Source organism: Cytobacillus solani (genome assembly GCF_001420595.1).
Lineage (GTDB): Bacteria > Bacillota > Bacilli > Bacillales > Cytobacillaceae > Cytobacillus > Cytobacillus solani.
This window is the reverse complement of record NZ_LJIX01000006.1, coordinates 2,454,282-2,471,285: the sequence shown is the minus strand read 5'-3', so window position 1 is coordinate 2,471,285 and position 17,004 is coordinate 2,454,282. Positions and strand designations below refer to the sequence as shown.

The window sequence follows — 17,004 nt, the reverse complement described above, 5'->3', positions numbered from 1 at the left end:
GGGTTACTAAAATGGATAATTTTGCGAATGCACGTTTATTAGAATTAGTTTACGATGGGCGGACTTATGAATTTCTAGAATTTATTCGAATAGACCGAATATGTGAAATCACCTATATTACATTAAAGAATGTGATTACGACTGAAATATTTACTTTTGATGAAGAAAAGATCAGAAGTATTCGAATGAAAATTTACCCCCATTCAAAGTCAAATTCAAAAAAACGAGAATCATCTTGCAGGAAGTAGCTCCAATTCTTTATACTATTAAATATAAAGAATGAAGGAGTTGCTACAATGATTCATCTTAATTGGCATGAACGAGAGACAGTGAAAAAGGTTAAATGTGTGCACACAGATGCTGCTAAATATATCGTGAACAGAGCGTTAACAGCTGGCAAAACGTATGAAGTAAAAAATGAAACTGAGGAATTTTATTTTATTATTGATAATTCAGGAAAAGTTGGCGGATTTTACAAAGATTATTTCCAAAATGCATAATGGGAGAAAGGAACTGTCAGTAAAAATGTAAATACTTGCTGCTCACTCATGCATTTGAAATCTGGCAGTTGAATCGTGTTTTTTTCAAAACGGATGCAAGAAATACACGATCTCAGCAGGCCATTGCCCGTCTTGGTGCCGTGAAAGAAGGAGTACTGCGAAAGGATAGAATTATTTCAGATGGCTTTGCTCGTGATACCGTATACTTTAGCATCTTAAAAGAAGAGTGGCCAATGGTAAAAAAGCTCCTTCTAGAAAAAATGAAATAAAGGAAAAGAGGATCAACTTTTGATCCTCTTTTCTTATTAGTCATTACCGTTGATTATTTACATTTGAAGGAAACATCCTGCGGACACTTTCTGTGAACTCTTCAAATAAACCTTCCATTGGTTCCCCATTACGAATATCATTTGAATAGGAAGTCATTCGATCATAAAAATCTGGGTTTGCTGATACATATACATCGTCAATCTCTTGATCAACCGCTTTCACCTGATCAGCAATCTTTCTTTCAACTACACGTGTTAACTCAACACCTTCACCAAGCTGTGCGGCAACATAAGCATTATCATCTGTAACAATTACATTGACATCTTTTACTTCTGGCATTGCCGCAATTCGATCTGCTGCTTTATCAGCTACTCTCATTCTCGGTGAATCATTATTGTCATTTTGCGGGTTATTTCTCACCCGGAGCAAAGGATCAAGGTCGTTCAGATCATTTGTACCATTAAAGCGATTCCCATCATTTACACGTACAGGATCCGTTACATCACGGTTTCCGAGAGCTGTATCATTTCCATTGTTATTTGCCCCGCATGCAGTTAGGAAAACAGCCGTTAAAGCTGCAGTAATCATCCATTTATATTTCAACATTCACTCACTCCTTTCAATTCATTCATATCTATTTTTCCTACTTAAATAGTAGTTATCCATGCTTTATTTTTCATAATGATGAGATTTTTTCCTTATGAATGATATGATAGGGAGGTAAAAGTGTGGAAAGCAGGGAAGAAGCATGACTTATGTTTTTATTGGAATTGGCGGGATTGTCGGCAGCTTGCTACGCTATTTTATTTCTGTTTGGTCTGATCATTTATGGATCCATGCTTTTCCATTTGGAACCCTTATTGCAAATTTGACCGGATCGTTTTTCTTAGGTGTTTTCACGAGGATGTACAGTGAAAATGAGAAGGAAAACCGCATGTTAGTTCTGTCAATTGGTACAGGAGCAATCGGTTCTTATACAACCATGTCAACCTTAAACACGGATATAATCAATCTCATTGATAATGGAGAAATTAGTCTGGTGTTTCTATACATTTTGATTAGTTTATTTGGAGGGCTGGGGGCAGCTTGGTTAGGCTACTTCCGTACATTAAAAAAGAGAGGACATAAATAGATGTTGTTTCATATATGTTTAGTTGCAATAGGTGGATCTTTTGGAGCCATTTGCCGCTATTTAGCAACTTCTTATCTTCAAAGAAAATACCCAGGAAAGATACCATTTGGTACTTTAACAGTAAACTTGATGGGCTCCTTTTTATTAGGCTATCTACTCGGGGCAGCAGAAGATGATAAGTTGACCTTACTTCTTGGAACAGGTTTTATGGGCGCTTTTACAACGTTTTCAACCTTTAATTTAGAAGCAGTAAAGCTGCTGGAAGGCAGAGAAAAAACGTCAGGACTCTTTTATATTGCAGTTACCTATGCAGGAGGAATTACCCTTGCTTTCCTTGGGATGCTTTTAGGAAAAATAGGAAAAGGAGTATAGCATATCGGCTATACTCCTTCATTGTTAATTTGAGCTTACTTCTGTATTTTTTGATTTCTCGGATGGATAAAGTTTTCTCCCAAGCAGAGTTTGCAAGGTTAAGAAAATACCTCCGACTGTCCAATACAAAGGCAAAGCAGCTGGTGCATTTAATGAAATTAAAACAATCATAATAGGGGAGAGAAGCCCCATAAACTTCATTTGCTGCTGAGTTTGAGCAGGCATATTCGCCTGTGAAACTTTGAACTGTAAGTAATAAACGATCCCAGCAACAGCTGTTATCCATATATCTGAATGACCAAGATTAAACCATAAAAACGAATGGGCAGCGATTTCCTCAGAGCCTCTAATCGCATAATAAAATCCCATTAATATAGGCATTTGAATTAGGATTGGAAGGCACCCCATATTAAGCGGATTGACATTATGCTTCTTGTAAAGGGCAAACATCTCTTGCTGTAGCTTTTGCTGTTCTTTCTGATCCTTCGCTGCTTTTAATTTTTTTTGGATGTTATCCATTTCTGGCTTAAGAACATCCATTTTCTCTTTCATTATTTGCTGTTTTTTATATTGTTTTAACATTAAAGGCATTAACAATAATCGAATGGCAAGTGTAATCACAATAATTGCAATCCCATAATTATCATGAAAGAGAACAGCCACTCCATGGATTAAAGAAGCAAATGGTTCAACAACGAACTTTTGGAAGAAACCATCGCTATTTTGAGTATTTGGTGCGCTACATGCGGATAAAAGCATTGTTCCCGCTGCAAGCAACAAAAATAAATGAATGTTTTTCTGATTTTTCATATTTGTCACTCCTCATAATAGTTAATAAATCATGTAACAATTAGAGGAGAAGCACCTTCTGGATCATCACCAGGACTTTGTTTGCTACGAATGCATTTAATCATCCAAATTAATAATGGATTTCTATATTTATAATAAAATAACTGCTGAATCGGTAAATTGGTTGATGTTTCTAATTTATTTGCAGTATTTAATGAGTCATAAAAATGATATTCAATCTTCCAAACCCAAAGAAACTTAACTATCATTCCTAAAAGAAAGCTTGCATAAATTGTGTATTCAGTGGGAATATTCGAAATATCAATTAAAAATTCAGTCATGTTTTTTCACCTCATTACTTAAGGCCAATGGGTAAATTATAGAGTAAATTATCGTTTTAAGCAATTAAGAACATTATCCATTGATTTTTGATACTCAAGGTTTCCTGTTGAACACAAGGGAATAGAGTAATAGAATAGTAGGTAGACTGATTAATTTAGAACGGTGGGGTATTTTGTTATTACCAAAGCAAAAAACACTCGTGAAATATTTAAAAATATTGATTCCCATTTTTATATTATTCATACTTGCCTTTGAATCAAAGGAAATTTTCAAAGATTTTAATTGGCAGCTGCTTAATCATTATTTGGACAAGCTTGCATTAAATAAACTTTTATTTATTTTATTCCTTGGCTTAATTTCCCTTACTCCAATGTTTTTCTATGATGTCATTTTACTTCAAATTTTTCATATATACATACCGAAAAGAAAGCTCATCTTTTTTTCGCTTGCAGCTAATGCTTTTTCTAATCTTATCGGATTTGGCGGAGTTGCAGGAACAACATTGCGATCCTTTTATTATAAATCTCACGTAAGGAATGACACACCATATATCCAGACAATTGCTAAATTATCACTGTTTTATTTGTCAGGACTTTCCATTCTATCCTGGATCACTGTCTTTTCCGACATGCATGTTTATTCCGAAGTGAAATTTATTAAGATTGCTGTCTTAGCCATTGCCTTATACACGCCTATTCTCTTGATCGTATTCTTTCTTAAAAAGTCCTTTTGGAACTTAGGACATGTAAAACGAGGCTATATTAGTGAATTAATGGCTGTCTCTATATTTGAGTGGTTATTTGTTGTCATCTGTATATGGGGAATCGCAAATTTTTTAGGTGTGTCTGTCCCTTTTACGAAAGTATTTCCAATTGTAATCATTTCTGCATGTGCTGGTATTATAAGCCTGATTCCTGGGGGAATTGGCTCCTTTGATCTCGTTTTTCTAATTGGAATGGAGACAAAGGGTGTGCCTGCAGAACTTAGCCTGTTAATTATAATGTTTTACCGTCTAAGCTATTACATCATTCCAGCTATTTTGGGGACGCCATTTATTATGAGGCATTTTATGGTGAAGAAACATATACGAAAATAGGGGCTGTTGATCAACAGCCCCTTACTTTTATAGTGATTCTTGCTTAATATTAGGATGAGTGGAAAATAAGAGCTTTGCAGAAACTAATCTTTTTCGAATGATGATGCCGATCCATGATGCAAGTGCTGCTTTAATCAAACCAACTACGAGGAACGGAGTAAACCCGCCAGCTAAAGCCATTGTCCATGTAAGATCCGCTGATATTTTTAGCCAAGTGGTTCCAAATGCTAAAGTAATGATCATCCCGATTGTATTTGCAATCATTGCATTTTTAAAAGTAAAACTTGTTTTTTCCATATAGAAGCCTATGATAAATGCTGCTGGTACAAAACCAACTAAAAAGCCACCTGTTGGTCCAACCAATTTAGAAATTCCACCTGAAAGTTCTGCAAATACAGGTACACCAGTTGAACCAATGATTAAATATAGTAAAACTGAAAGCGTTCCATAGCGGGAACCGAGAATCGTTGCAGCTAATCCGATGGCCAGTGTTTGTCCAGTTATCGGAACTTGCGGGAGGGGAATTGTTATTTGTGCCAAAACACCGATAATAGCAGCGAATAATGCAGTAACAATCATAGATCTTAATTTCAGTTGCTGATTTGTCATCTCCGTACTCCTCTCTATGTTAACTATAAATACAATAGAGTTAACAATATTAAAATAATATTTTCTTAATCTTTTGTCAAGCTCTTTTTCCTTGATGTAACATGGCTTGTGTAATCATACTTATTTCAGGGTAATATAACAATACTAATCGCTTACAAGGGGAGGTAAATTTATGAGCACATCATATAATGATGACAGTCTTTCTTTACATACAGATTTATACCAAATTAATATGGCAGAAACGTATTGGAATGACCATATTCATAATAAAAAAGCAGTCTTTGAAGTTTATTTTCGTAAAATTCCCTTTGGGAATGGATATAGCATATTTGCTGGCTTAGAAAGAGTCATTGAATTTATTGAGCAATTCCGTTTTTCAGACAGTGATATCGCCTATTTACGTGATGAATTGCATTATAAAGAAGATTTTCTTGAATATTTACGCTCCCTTACATTTACAGGTTCCATTCGTTCTTTAGAAGAAGGGGAGCTAGTATTCGGGAATGAACCAATTATGCGAGTAGAGGCACCGCTTGCGCAGGCACAATTAATTGAAACAGCCTTGTTGAACATTATTAATTATCAAACATTAATTGCAACGAAGGCCGCGCGAATTAAAGAAGTCGTTGGTGAGGAAATAGCGATGGAGTTTGGAACAAGACGGGCACATGAAATGGATGCTGCCATTTGGGGAGCAAGGGCTGCTTATATTGGCGGCTTTCAATCCACATCAAATGCAAGAGCTGGGAAGAAATTTGGCATGCCTGTTTCTGGTACACATGCACATGCACTCGTACAAGCATACCGTGATGAATATACAGCTTTTCATAAGTATGCTGAAAGACACAAAAATTGTGTATTTCTTGTAGATACATATGATACATTGAAATCCGGAATACCAAATGCCATAAAAGTAGCTCAAGAGCTGGGGGATAAGATTAACTTTGTCGGTATTCGGCTAGATAGCGGTGACCTTGCTTATCTATCAAAGGAAGCCAGGAAAATGCTTGATGCTGCAGGTTTCTATCAAACGAAAATTATCGCCTCTAATGATCTAGATGAATATACAATCTTGAATTTAAAGGGGCAAGGTGCGAAAATTGATGTATGGGGAATTGGAACAAAATTGATTACTGCGTATGATCAGGCTGCACTTGGAGCGGTTTACAAGCTTGTTTCAATAGAAAATGAAGCAGGAGAAATGGTAGACACAATTAAAATCAGCGGCAATCCTGAAAAAGTTACAACACCCGGACTAAAAAGAGTGTATCGAATCATAAATAAAAAATTCAAAAAATCTGAAGGGGATTACATTGCTTTAGATTTTGAGAATCCACAAGAAGAAAAACGTCTGAAAATGTTCCATCCTGTTCATACATATATCAAGAAATTCGTTACAGATTTTGAAGCAAAAGAGCTCCATAAAGATATCTTTTTTAATGGAAAACGTGTATATTCATTGCCAGCACTTTCATCCATTCAGCAATATGCGAGGGGAAATTTAAATCTCTTATGGGAAGAGTATCGAAGATCATTAAATCCAGAAGAGTATCCAGTCGACTTAAGTCAAAAATGTTGGGACAATAAAATGAAGCATATTGATATGGTTAAACAAAAGGTAAAAGAGTATTTAGAAAAGAAAAAATAGGGGGAAGAGAAATGACTTTACAAAAAGAAATCATGCAAAGCCTGCATGTAAATCCAGCTATTGATCCAAAAAACGAAGTTAGAAGACGAATTGACTTCTTAAAAGAGTATCTCATTCGTACAAAAGCGAAAGGGTATGTCCTTGGAATAAGCGGTGGGCAGGATTCCACACTAGCCGGAAGATTAGCACAGCTGGCGGTTGAGGAACTCCGTAATGAGGGGCATAGTGACGTTTTATTTATTGCAGTCCGTCTTCCTTATGGTGTACAAGCAGATGAAACCGATGCTAAGTTAGCTTTATCCTTTATTAAAGCTGATTACGAATATATATTTAATATTAAAGCAGCGGTCGATGAGGTCCAAAAAGAATTTAACTCTAGTATCCAAAGCCAGCCGTTAAGTGATTATCAGAAGGGGAATGTAAAGGCAAGAATGAGAATGATTGCCCAATACGCTTTTGGCGGAGAAAAAGGACTGCTAGTTATTGGAACAGATCATGCTGCAGAAGCGATCACAGGATTTTTTACAAAATATGGGGATGGAGGGGCGGATGTCACCCCATTAACAGGATTAACAAAAAGACAGGGGAAAGCACTGCTGAAAGAATTAAATGCGGATGAAAGATTGTATTTAAAAGTACCAACTGCCGACCTTCTTGATGAAAAACCAGGACAAGCAGATGAAACTGAGCTAGGAATTACATATGAAGAATTAGATGATTACCTTGAAGGGAAGCAAGTATCTGCAGTTGTCGCTGAAAAAATTGAAAAACGCTATTTAATTACCGAACATAAAAGGCAAATTCCAGCATCGATGTTTGATGGGTGGTGGAAATAAAGCAAACGCTTGGGGATCCAAGCGTTTTTTTAAAAAGATAAGAAAGTATAAACTTGAAGTTAGAGAAATGTCTAGCACAAGCGTCCTATCGCCTATCAAACTTCAGGTCCTCTCCCTACGATAAGTCGACATCAATTCGCTTCACTCATTGTGTCTCCTATATCGAAAAAACCGGTCCTTCCAGTTCGTACAGCGATGACCAAGGTGCTTGCGCATTTCTCATACCCAATATGTAATTGAATCCATGATGCCAATCAACAATAGAATCAAACCCGTCATCCTTTAAATAAATTGATCAATTTTCTTATTTTTCCTCATTAAGCCTCCGTCAATGCCCAATACATAAATGATCATTAAAAAAACGATAAGTGGGACAGAGGTGCCAATCGCAAAAATTGGAGGAAGAAAGGCTCCATAAGATGAATTCAAAACTAAAGGCATAAGCCCAAAAAAGAATAGTGAGAACATCGTCGGACAAAACGAAATAGAGAAGGTTGCCCCCATTAAAAATGATCCCGTTTTCCGTTTACTCAGAAACAGTTTCAACCATCACGATTCTTTTTTGAATAGCTTGATAAAAACCATCTGGATCATCAACATTTAAAATGATACATTTAACTTCCTTTTTTATCCCGTAAGCGAAGTTCACCACTTGAGGCTCCTTTAGATTTATTTCAAATTGTGGCTTTTCTTGAAAAAAATCGATTACCCTTGCATCAAATAGCTCATTCAGCTCTTTTTTATTCAACTTTTCCGGTCCATCGTAATATTTAATTTCTTTTATTATTTCTAAAGGAAGCTCCATGCTTTTGGAAAAGCCCGGTTGAAGGAGAAGACAATCTTTTGAGAGAACAAAAGGGGTAAGACGAATCGCATGAATTTCAGCCAGAAAATATAGAATGGCATATAAATTAAGAAATAGAAGAATGTAAGAAGCCATTTCATTCCATTGATGAAGAAAATAATGGAAGCCAATCGATTCAATGACTGTCGCATGAATGAGCATAATATAAACGGCATTAACACTCGTCTTTTTATGATAAGTATAGGAATGACCATTTTGAATATTTACCTTTTTTCGCCAAGCAAAGAGGGAATAATAGAATATGGATAACTCCGACAAGAACACAGCGATTAGACGATTATTCGGCAAATGATTTTTAACAGTTCTCTTAACATTTAATTGAAAAAGTGAATCTTGATTTGAAATGGACCGATAATTTCTAATAAGTCTAGGTAACTTGGATATAACCTTGTAAAGAATGAAGAGTTCAACTAGAATGAGCAGTCCTTCCGAAAGGAAAACAATATATGGCAAAAAGGAATATTGAGAAAAATGCTCATTCGGAATAATAAAGTAAGCAGCCCCATAAGAGGCAGCAATTACGAATCCCAAGTACTTAAGTGAATATCTCTTCCGGATGATAAAAAAGTATGCAAGCAAAGGAATCACAATCATGAAATCGAGTATAGATCCAATAACCGCACCACTGGGAACTGGACCTAATACTGGTATTCTAAATAAAATATAATTAGCAGCGAGTATGAAACTAATAAAAATGAAAAATAGAAGAATTTTAGTTTTTTTGTGTTTTCATTTGTCAAATATAACCACTCCTTCCATTTAATTATACTGTATTTGAAGAAGAAGAAAAACAAAAATGCAGCAATGGCCAAATGCTGCATTTTAGAAAAGTGTGTTAGCTTTTTGTAAGGATTCGGAGAGCCCTTGCAGTTTTTTCTTTGTTTGGCGGCTCGATCTCTTTTAAAGGATAGTCTAGACCGAGCGCTTCCCATTTGTATACACCAAGCTTATGGTAGGGGAGGACTTCAACCTTCTGCACATTTTTTAATGAACGGATGAACTCACCTAGTTTTTTTAAGTCCTGTTCATCATCTGAAATGGTTGGAACAAGTACATGGCGAATCCAAACCGGTACCTCATGGTCAGATAAGTACCAAGCAAATGATAAGATATGTTCATTGGTTAAACCAGTCAGCCTTTTGTGTTTCTCTTTATCAATCTGTTTTAAGTCGAGTAGAACGAGATCAGTATATTGCATTAACTCTTTTAATTGTTTTTGAAATAACGGTGCCTTGGAATAACAGCCACCTGATGAATCAATTGCGGTATGAATCCCAGCATTCTTGCATTCCTTAAAGAGTTCAATAAGGAAGGGGATTTGTAGTAGTGGTTCACCTCCGCTAACAGTAATGCCACCCCCAGATGCTTCAATGAAAGGAAGATAGGATTTTATATCAGACATGATTTCAGAAACAGACATTTGCTTGCCTGTGCCTATCTCCCACGTATCGGCATTATGGCAAAATTGGCAGCGGAGCAGACAGCCCTGTGTAAATACCACATATCGAATGCCTGGTCCATCAACGGTTCCAAATGTTTCAATTGAATGTATGTTTCCGATCATGATAATCTTCCTTTCATTTGAACGGTAAGTGAGTATGAGAGTTTGACAAGGATACCGATTACATTTTTACTTCCGTTTTTTTATTACATAGTCTCGTGAAACGTACGATTTATAACGTCCAGCTGCTGTTCTTTCGTCAGCTTAATAAAGTTTACCGCGTAACCTGATACCCTGATTGTTAATTGCGGGTATAATTCTGGTTGCTCCATTGCATCTACCAATGTTTCCCGATTAAAGACGTTCACATTTAAATGATGCCCAGATTTAATTGTGTAGCCATCAAGTATAGACACGAGATTACGAACACGGCTTTCATTATCTTTACCTAACGCATTAGGCACAATCGAAAAAGTATTTGAAACACCGTCCAATGCATATTGATAGGGGAGCTTCGCTACTGAAGAAAGGGAAGCGAGTGTACCTTTCGTATCACGGCCATGCATTGGGTTAGCTCCTGGTGCAAACGGTTCACCCGCACGTCGTCCATCAGGTGTATTTCCCGTTTTCTTTCCATACACAACATTTGACGTAATTGTTAAAATAGACAATGTATGAACAGAATCACGATAGGTTTGATGCTTTTTCAGTTTTTTCATAAAGCGTTTAAGAATATCAACCGCAATGCTGTCTACACGATCATCATTATTCCCGTATTTGGGATAATCACCTTCAGTAATGAAATCAACTGCTAAACCATTGTCATCACGAACGATTTTTACCTGTCCATATTTGATTGCGCTTAATGAATCAGCAACAACACTTAGCCCCGCGATACCCGTTGCCATTGTACGAATAACATCAGAATCATGAAGCGCCATTTCAATTCTTTCATAGCTGTATTTATCATGCATGAAATGGATAATATTTAACGTATTAATATATAAATCCGCCAGCCATTCCATCATATGATCAAATTTATTCATCACTTCTTCGTAGTTAAGCAGTTCTCCTGTTATCGGTGCATATTCAGGTCCGACTTGAGCATGTAGCTTTTCATCTTTCCCTCCATTAATCGCATAGAGAAGGGCTTTCGCTAAATTGGCACGTGCACCGAAGAATTGCATTTGTTTACCAATTTTCATCGCTGAAACACAGCAGGCAATTCCGTAATCATCTCCGAATTCGGGAAGCATAATGTCGTCATTTTCATATTGAATAGAGCTTGTCTCAATGGACATTTTTGCACAATATTCCTTAAAGTTTTCAGGCAGTTTCGCAGACCAAAGAACAGTTAAATTTGGTTCTGGTGCTGGACCCAGGTTATTTAAAGTATGAAGGAACCGGAAAGAATTCTTCGTTACTAAAGGGCGTCCGTCCAATGCCATCCCGCCAATTGATTCCGTTACCCATGTTGGATCCCCACTAAACAATTCATTGTAATCTGGTGTTCTTGCAAATTTAACAAGACGAAGCTTCATAACAAAATGATCGACAAGTTCTTGCGCTTCTTGTTCAGTCAACACACCGTTTTGAAGATCTCTTTCTAAATAAATATCAAGGAATGTCGATACACGGCCAAGACTCATCGCTGCACCATTTTGTTCCTTTATTGCCGCAAGGTAGGCAAAATATAGCCACTGAAATGCTTCTGCTGCATTGCTGGCAGGATCTGAAATATCAAAGCCATAAATCAATGCGAGCTGCTTCAATTCTTTCAATGAACGAATTTGTTCTGATATCTCTTCACGAAGCCTAATATTCGTTTCTGCCATTACACGGCTCGTTGCTTTTAAATCTGTTTTCTTTTCCTTAATTAGTGCATCAACACCATAGAGCGCTACTCTGCGGTAATCTCCAATAATTCTTCCGCGTCCATAAGCATCTGGTAAACCTGTAATAATTCCGGCTTTACGAGCAAGCTTCATTTCATCTGTATAAGCATCAAATACACCTTGATTATGTGTCTTCCTATATTCAGTAAAAATCTTTTCCATTTCTTTATTAGCTTCATAGCCATAGGATTCGCAGGCGGAAATTGCCATCCGTACACCACCATAGGGCTGAAGGGAGCGTTTAAAAGGCATTTCTGTCTGGAAGCCGACAATTTTTTCTTTATCTTTATTTAAATAACCTGGTCCATGTGAAGTGATTGTTGAAACGATTTCAGTATCCATATCAAGGACACCGCCACTTTCTCGTTCCTGCTTAGTTAGTTCCATCACTTGATTCCAAAGGGAAGTCGTTGAATCAGTTGGACCTTCAAGAAAGTTTTCATTTCCAAGGTATAGAGTGAAATTGTTTATTATAAAATCACGGACATTTACTTCTTTTTCCCAATTTCCAGTTTTAAAGCCTTTCCATTGTTCCATTGTCAATCACCTCGGGTTAATGTTGTATGATACAGGTGCTAAGAACATCTACAATTTGAGTATAACAGATAATTAGTGAAGACAATCACAAACTTTTCGACTGAATTGTGAACATTGATATATCAATGGTTAGATGAAGGTAAATTTGTTAATGTTAAAATTACTCCTTCTATTCTTGATGGACTGTATTATAACTGATACAAAAAATAGTAACCCTGTTATATAAATTCTACTTATCATTAATAAGATTAAACTTTTACCAAAAGAAGAATACAACTAATATGGAAAAATGACGAAATGAATAGGCAGCATTTACCGGTTTAATAGAGTAAGTGAGTTTGGTTTAATAGAATTATGAAAACAATTAAAAAGATTTCACTCACTATTTTGTTGTCTGTCGCTCTAGCCTTTGGACTTTCTATTCATGCAAGCGCTTCTACCATACATACTGTACAGTCCGGTGATACCATGTGGAAAATTGCTGTTAAATACCAAGTAGGTGTTACTGAGATTATCAATGCAAACTCGCAAATTTCTAATCCTAACATGATTTATCCGGGACAAAAAGTAAATATTCCAAGCTTATCAGTAGCTACAACAAGTGTAGAAGATCAAGTTGTACAGCTTGTTAATCAGGAAAGAGCTAAGTATGGACTAAACCCGTTAAAATCAAATTGGGAGCTTGCAAGAGTTGCAAGATACAAATCTCAGGATATGATTGATCGAAAATATTTCGACCACAACTCCCCAACTTATGGAACACCATTCCAAATGATGAAGAGCTTCGGCATATCATACCGTTCGGCTGGAGAAAATATTGCAGCTGGACAGGCTACTCCATATGAAGTCGTTCAAGCATGGATGAACAGCGAAGGGCATCGCAAAAATATTCTTTCAAGCACTTTCACTGAAATCGGCGTCGGTTATGTAAAAGGCGGCTCCTATGGTCATTATTGGACACAGATGTTTATTTTTAGATAATATAAAAAAGACACCGGATTTTTTCCGGTGCCTTTTCTATTAATCAACTACAATGTATGCAATCATCGGTCCGTTTTGTGATTTATCATGATGTGTATGACAAATTAGCCGGTAAACTCCATCTTTTCTAAATTGAAGTGGAACAATGGTTTCCTCGCCTTTTTTCACTATGCCTTCAATATCTGTTCCCTCAATAGAAAAAGGATGCTCTGCACCATTTACACCAGAGATCATTAAATTCACTTTTTCTCCTTTTTCCATAAAGATCGTCCCAGGGTCCCAGCGATATGATTCTATTTCTTTGCCATCGGGCATTGTAGCATTAAATTCCCCTGTAACCATATGAATCTCACGAACTTCATCCTCCGTTTCCTGATTAAAAACTGTTTCAGCACCCGTATTCAAAATTAACCAAATAGATGCCGATGCAACAACAGTAATTAAAATAAGAAACACAATAATGGACCGTTTTTTCAACACAAAAAATGGCATTTTTTCTCCCCCTTACAAATGGTTGTCTATTATTATAGATATGCAGGGAGGGGGGGAGAACTTGTCTACTTTATGATTATTTTCATTGATTTAATCAAACTATTTAATTCTAGTAACAATAAGTAACATAAAAAACGAAATTAAAATCATGGTTAAAACAAGAAGCCACGCAAGCTTCATATTTCCTGATTCAATTGACATATAAATTGCAGTAGACATCGTTTGTGTCTTCCCAGGAATATTTCCGGCAAACATTAATGTGGCACCAAATTCACCTAAAGCTCTTGCAAAGCTAAGTATGGCGCCAGAAATTAGAGAGTGATAAGCAAGAGGCATTGTCACTAGAAGAAATACTTTCCATTCTCCAGCTCCATCTACTCTTGCGGCCTCTTCTACAGCAGGATCAATAGTTGAAAATCCTGTTTTTGCAGACTGATACATAAGTGGCAAAGCAACAACTGTTGACGCAATTACACCAGCCCACCAAGTAAACATCACTGGCTGGTCGAAAATCCACTCTATCCATTTACTCACAGGACTTGTATTCCCAAAAAATACAATTAATAGAAAACCAATAACGGTTGGCGGAAGCACAAGAGGAAGCAAAAGGATTGTTTCAGCGATGACTTTCCCTTTAAACTTCTTTTTAACCATAAATTTTGCTAGGAGAATCCCAAGTATAAAAACAATAATAAGTGACACGAAAGCAATTTTTAATGAGAGTTGTACTGGTAAAAAAAATGAATCATTCATTCCAATCAATCCATTACAATAAATCCGTATTTTTCAAATATTTTTTTAGCGGATTCCTCTTGAAGGAATTGAAAAAAGTTTTCGGCTTCTTGCATATGTTTCGTTCCTTTCAAAATGCCTACAGGATAAACAATAGGATCGTGATTATTGCTATTAGCTTCTTCAACGATTTCAACTTTGTCTGACATTAATGCATCGGTCTTATAAACAATCCCTGCATCGACATTTCCAGTTTCTACATATGTTAACACTTGTCTCACATCTTTTGCAAAGACAAGTTGATTCTCCATTTTATTCCAAAGATTCATATTTTCAAGCGTTTGTTTCCCATATTTTCCAGCAGGGACCGCTTCTGGTGTACCAAGGGCCAGTTTTCCATCCTCAAAGTTTGTCAGATCTTTAAAACCTTTTACCCGATGATCTGATTCTTTTGGTATGATTAAGACAAGCGAATTTTGTAAAAGATCTTTCCCTTTTGTTTTTTCAATAAGATCTTTTTTTATAAGGTCATTGTATTGATCCTGCGCTGCTGAAAAGAAGAGATCAACAGGGGCACCTTGAATAATTTGCTTCTGAAGCGATCCTGAGCCGCCATAATTAAAGAAAAGCTTAATATTTTTGTTTTCCTTTTCAAAGAGAGGCTTCATTTCATTCATCGCATCTTCTAGACTAGCAGCAGCCGAAACCGTAAGTTCTACAGTTTCTGCTATATCTGCATCTGCTGTCTTTTTAGATGGATCATCTGTTTGCTTATTTGAGCATCCACTGATAATCAGCATGAACAGCAAAGACAGAATAAACATTAAACTTTTACATTTCATTTTTCAATCATCCTAACTATTTATATTTTTATTTAACAAGTTATAATTAATTATAATTAGTTATAACTAATTATAACAGTAATATTTATCACATTATTAAAAATGATTGGATGGATTCTATGTCTGATAATGATGTTTCATACACAATTGAAGAAGTTGCTTCCTTATTAAAAGTCTCTAAGCTAACTGTTTATGATTTAATAAAAAAAAATGAATTGCCATCCTATCGGGTCGGCAGGCAAATGAGAGTGGATATGAAGGATTTAGAAGAATATAAAAATAGGAAGAAAACAGGAGGGAGCATAAGAGTACCTGTTAGTAAACAGAGCATTCCTGAAATCCAGCCGAAATCCTTTGTAATTAGCGGGCAGGACCTAGCATTAGACTTACTTGCCAAGCAGCTGGAAAAGGGGGAGACTGAGCTGCGTCCTTTACGTGTATATTCCGGCAGCTTAAACAGTTTAATATCGATGTATAATAACCAATGTGATTTAGTGAGCCTCCATCTTTTTGATGGAGATACAGGGACATATAATATCCCATACGTAAAAAAAATCCTGACGGGTTTTCCGTTTATTGTCATTAACTTTTTATCAAGATGGGCTGGTCTCTATGTAAAAAACGGGAATCCGAAAAACATAAAAGGATGGGCTGATTTAAACAGAGAAGATGTAAAAATTATTAACCGTGAAAGAGGTTCCGGGGCAAGAATCCTATTGGATGAGCAGCTGAGAGTTCATGGGATTAAGTCAAGTGAAGTCAATGGCTATTATCGTGAAGAAACAAGTCATTTAACTATCGCATCAGCGATTGCTGGGGAAAAAGCAGATATAGGAATTGGGATTGAAAAGGCTGCAAAAATTGTTGGAGTTGAATTTATCCCTCTAATTAAAGAACGATATGATCTTGTGTTAATAAAAAGGGAAGAGAATAAAGATATCATTCAACAAATTAAAGACATACTAAGCTCAGGGGAAATGAAAAAAGACATACATTTAATGGGTGATTATGATATTACAGAAACTGGAAAAGTGATGTATGAAACGTTTTAAAAATTAAAAGACTAAAGAGGAAAAATCTTTAGTCTTTTTATCATGTTTATTGTAATCTTGATTCCACCTGTGAACAAACCTCATCTGCTGTTAAGCCGCTAGCCTCAATAACTGGGGCTTTTGTCGATACGTCCTGCATCCCCATTACATTAGAATCAATTCCGCTTACAACACAGCAGGAGCAATTTTCGGCATCGGCAGCCGATTTCAAATCGATGACATCATATCCTTTTTCACGAAGAGCCTCTGAAACATTCGTTAACGATTGTTCAACTGCAATTTTTTTCATAATAAATCACACCTCCTATGTTGTATAATTCCTTTTCTCTCCCCCAATTATTCAACTTTTTTAAGTATAAAAAAGAAAAGAGATTCAAAAAGTAAGGGTGGAGGTGATACATATTGGGAAAGCGTAAAAAGGATCCATCAAAGGCAGGATTGAGCTCCCCGGAAGTAAAAGGGCAGGGGACAACGAATATAGAAACAGGTAATTTCGCCTCATCTTCAGCTCGTCATAAAAAGAAGAAACAGGATATATAAAAAAGAAATCGGCTCTCTCGCCGATTTCTTCCA

23 protein-coding genes are annotated in these 17,004 nt (G+C 36.3%); 11 read left to right on the top strand and 12 right to left on the bottom strand.

Going from position 1 to position 17,004, the window contains the following annotated elements; genetic code table 11:
• Positions 1-11: 11 nt before the first annotated feature.
• From AN957_RS14185 to AN957_RS14175, 3 genes are all read left to right on the top strand, one after another.
• Complete coding sequence (locus tag AN957_RS14185) at positions 12-248, top strand: hypothetical protein (RefSeq protein WP_056684716.1); 237 nt, start codon at positions 12-14, stop codon at positions 246-248.
• A 48-nt stretch (positions 249-296) separates the two neighbouring features.
• Positions 297-500 carry a DUF6501 family protein gene (locus AN957_RS14180; protein WP_053476131.1) on the top strand — a complete coding sequence of 68 codons (204 nt, stop codon included), beginning with the start codon at positions 297-299 and terminating at the stop codon, positions 498-500.
• A 68-nt stretch (positions 501-568) separates the two neighbouring features.
• Positions 569-769, top strand: a complete 201-nt coding sequence (locus tag AN957_RS14175; protein WP_180320706.1) for a GNAT family N-acetyltransferase — start codon at positions 569-571, stop codon at positions 767-769.
• A 43-nt stretch (positions 770-812) separates the two neighbouring features.
• Here the strand turns inward: AN957_RS14175 and AN957_RS14170 are convergent, their stop codons facing one another.
• Complete coding sequence (locus AN957_RS14170) at positions 813-1,376, bottom strand: YhcN/YlaJ family sporulation lipoprotein (protein WP_053476130.1); 564 nt, start codon at positions 1,374-1,376, stop codon at positions 813-815.
• 142 nt (positions 1,377-1,518) lie between these two features.
• On the opposite strand from AN957_RS14170, the gene AN957_RS14165 reads away from it, so the two are divergent.
• On the top strand, positions 1,519-1,902 hold the full coding sequence (locus AN957_RS14165; RefSeq protein ID WP_053476129.1) for a fluoride efflux transporter FluC: 384 nt from the start codon (positions 1,519-1,521) through the stop codon (positions 1,900-1,902).
• Positions 1,903-2,274 (top strand): fluoride efflux transporter CrcB, encoded by a 372-nt coding sequence (gene crcB, locus AN957_RS14160; RefSeq protein ID WP_053476128.1) that lies wholly within the window; start codon positions 1,903-1,905, stop codon positions 2,272-2,274.
• 24 nt (positions 2,275-2,298) lie between these two features.
• Here the strand turns inward: crcB and yidC are convergent, their stop codons facing one another.
• Complete coding sequence (gene yidC / locus AN957_RS14155) at positions 2,299-3,084, bottom strand: membrane protein insertase YidC (RefSeq protein ID WP_053476127.1); 786 nt, start codon at positions 3,082-3,084, stop codon at positions 2,299-2,301.
• A gap of 29 nt (positions 3,085-3,113) precedes the next feature.
• Positions 3,114-3,404: a hypothetical protein gene (locus AN957_RS14150; RefSeq protein WP_053476126.1), complete on the bottom strand. Its 291-nt coding sequence runs from the start codon at positions 3,402-3,404 to the stop codon at positions 3,114-3,116.
• A gap of 173 nt (positions 3,405-3,577) precedes the next feature.
• Here AN957_RS14150 and AN957_RS14145 point away from each other — a divergent pair, with 173 nt between their 5' ends.
• Positions 3,578-4,501, top strand: coding sequence for a lysylphosphatidylglycerol synthase domain-containing protein (locus AN957_RS14145; protein ID WP_053476125.1), 924 nt, complete (start codon positions 3,578-3,580; stop codon positions 4,499-4,501).
• A gap of 27 nt (positions 4,502-4,528) precedes the next feature.
• Here AN957_RS14145 and AN957_RS14140 read toward each other — a convergent pair whose 3' ends face one another.
• Positions 4,529-5,110 (bottom strand): biotin transporter BioY, encoded by a 582-nt coding sequence (locus AN957_RS14140; RefSeq protein ID WP_053476124.1) that lies wholly within the window; start codon positions 5,108-5,110, stop codon positions 4,529-4,531.
• Positions 5,111-5,282: 172 nt separating this feature from the next.
• Here AN957_RS14140 and AN957_RS14135 point away from each other — a divergent pair, with 172 nt between their 5' ends.
• Positions 5,283-6,758 carry a nicotinate phosphoribosyltransferase gene (locus tag AN957_RS14135; protein WP_053476123.1) on the top strand — a complete coding sequence of 492 codons (1,476 nt, stop codon included), beginning with the start codon at positions 5,283-5,285 and terminating at the stop codon, positions 6,756-6,758.
• Positions 6,759-6,769: 11 nt separating this feature from the next.
• On the top strand, positions 6,770-7,594 hold the full coding sequence (gene nadE, locus AN957_RS14130; protein ID WP_056684711.1) for an ammonia-dependent NAD(+) synthetase: 825 nt from the start codon (positions 6,770-6,772) through the stop codon (positions 7,592-7,594).
• Between the two features lie 282 nt (positions 7,595-7,876).
• Here nadE and AN957_RS14125 read toward each other — a convergent pair whose 3' ends face one another.
• The 4 genes from AN957_RS14125 to pflB form a co-directional block, all read right to left on the bottom strand.
• The gene (locus AN957_RS14125) at positions 7,877-8,098 is read right to left on the bottom strand and encodes a hypothetical protein (RefSeq protein WP_075209154.1); all 222 of its coding nucleotides are present in this window, start codon (positions 8,096-8,098) and stop codon (positions 7,877-7,879) included.
• A gap of 22 nt (positions 8,099-8,120) precedes the next feature.
• Positions 8,121-9,053, bottom strand: coding sequence for a hypothetical protein (locus AN957_RS14120; RefSeq protein ID WP_245637788.1), 933 nt, complete (start codon positions 9,051-9,053; stop codon positions 8,121-8,123).
• A gap of 241 nt (positions 9,054-9,294) precedes the next feature.
• Positions 9,295-10,023, bottom strand: coding sequence for a pyruvate formate-lyase-activating protein (pflA, locus tag AN957_RS14115; protein ID WP_053476119.1), 729 nt, complete (start codon positions 10,021-10,023; stop codon positions 9,295-9,297).
• An 83-nt stretch (positions 10,024-10,106) separates the two neighbouring features.
• Positions 10,107-12,332 carry a formate C-acetyltransferase gene (pflB, locus tag AN957_RS14110; RefSeq protein ID WP_053476118.1) on the bottom strand — a complete coding sequence of 742 codons (2,226 nt, stop codon included), beginning with the start codon at positions 12,330-12,332 and terminating at the stop codon, positions 10,107-10,109.
• 354 nt (positions 12,333-12,686) lie between these two features.
• Between pflB and safA the strand changes: the two genes are divergently transcribed.
• The gene (safA, locus tag AN957_RS14105; protein ID WP_075209153.1) at positions 12,687-13,313 is read left to right on the top strand and encodes a SafA/ExsA family spore coat assembly protein; all 627 of its coding nucleotides are present in this window, start codon (positions 12,687-12,689) and stop codon (positions 13,311-13,313) included.
• A gap of 39 nt (positions 13,314-13,352) precedes the next feature.
• Here the strand turns inward: safA and AN957_RS14100 are convergent, their stop codons facing one another.
• The 3 genes from AN957_RS14100 to modA form a co-directional block, all read right to left on the bottom strand.
• The gene (locus AN957_RS14100; RefSeq protein WP_053476116.1) at positions 13,353-13,805 is read right to left on the bottom strand and encodes a cupredoxin domain-containing protein; all 453 of its coding nucleotides are present in this window, start codon (positions 13,803-13,805) and stop codon (positions 13,353-13,355) included.
• A gap of 99 nt (positions 13,806-13,904) precedes the next feature.
• Complete coding sequence (gene modB / locus AN957_RS14095; protein ID WP_053476115.1) at positions 13,905-14,558, bottom strand: molybdate ABC transporter permease subunit; 654 nt, start codon at positions 14,556-14,558, stop codon at positions 13,905-13,907.
• A 5-nt stretch (positions 14,559-14,563) separates the two neighbouring features.
• On the bottom strand, positions 14,564-15,379 hold the full coding sequence (gene modA, locus AN957_RS14090; protein ID WP_053476114.1) for a molybdate ABC transporter substrate-binding protein: 816 nt from the start codon (positions 15,377-15,379) through the stop codon (positions 14,564-14,566).
• Between the two features lie 119 nt (positions 15,380-15,498).
• Between modA and AN957_RS14085 the strand changes: the two genes are divergently transcribed.
• Positions 15,499-16,431: a helix-turn-helix transcriptional regulator gene (locus AN957_RS14085; RefSeq protein ID WP_053476113.1), complete on the top strand. Its 933-nt coding sequence runs from the start codon at positions 15,499-15,501 to the stop codon at positions 16,429-16,431.
• Positions 16,432-16,477: 46 nt separating this feature from the next.
• Here AN957_RS14085 and AN957_RS14080 read toward each other — a convergent pair whose 3' ends face one another.
• The gene (locus tag AN957_RS14080) at positions 16,478-16,720 is read right to left on the bottom strand and encodes a YkuS family protein (RefSeq protein ID WP_172797639.1); all 243 of its coding nucleotides are present in this window, start codon (positions 16,718-16,720) and stop codon (positions 16,478-16,480) included.
• Positions 16,721-16,833: 113 nt separating this feature from the next.
• Between AN957_RS14080 and AN957_RS26935 the strand changes: the two genes are divergently transcribed.
• Complete coding sequence (locus AN957_RS26935; protein ID WP_075209152.1) at positions 16,834-16,971, top strand: YuzL family protein; 138 nt, start codon at positions 16,834-16,836, stop codon at positions 16,969-16,971.
• Positions 16,972-17,004: the final 33 nt, after the last annotated feature.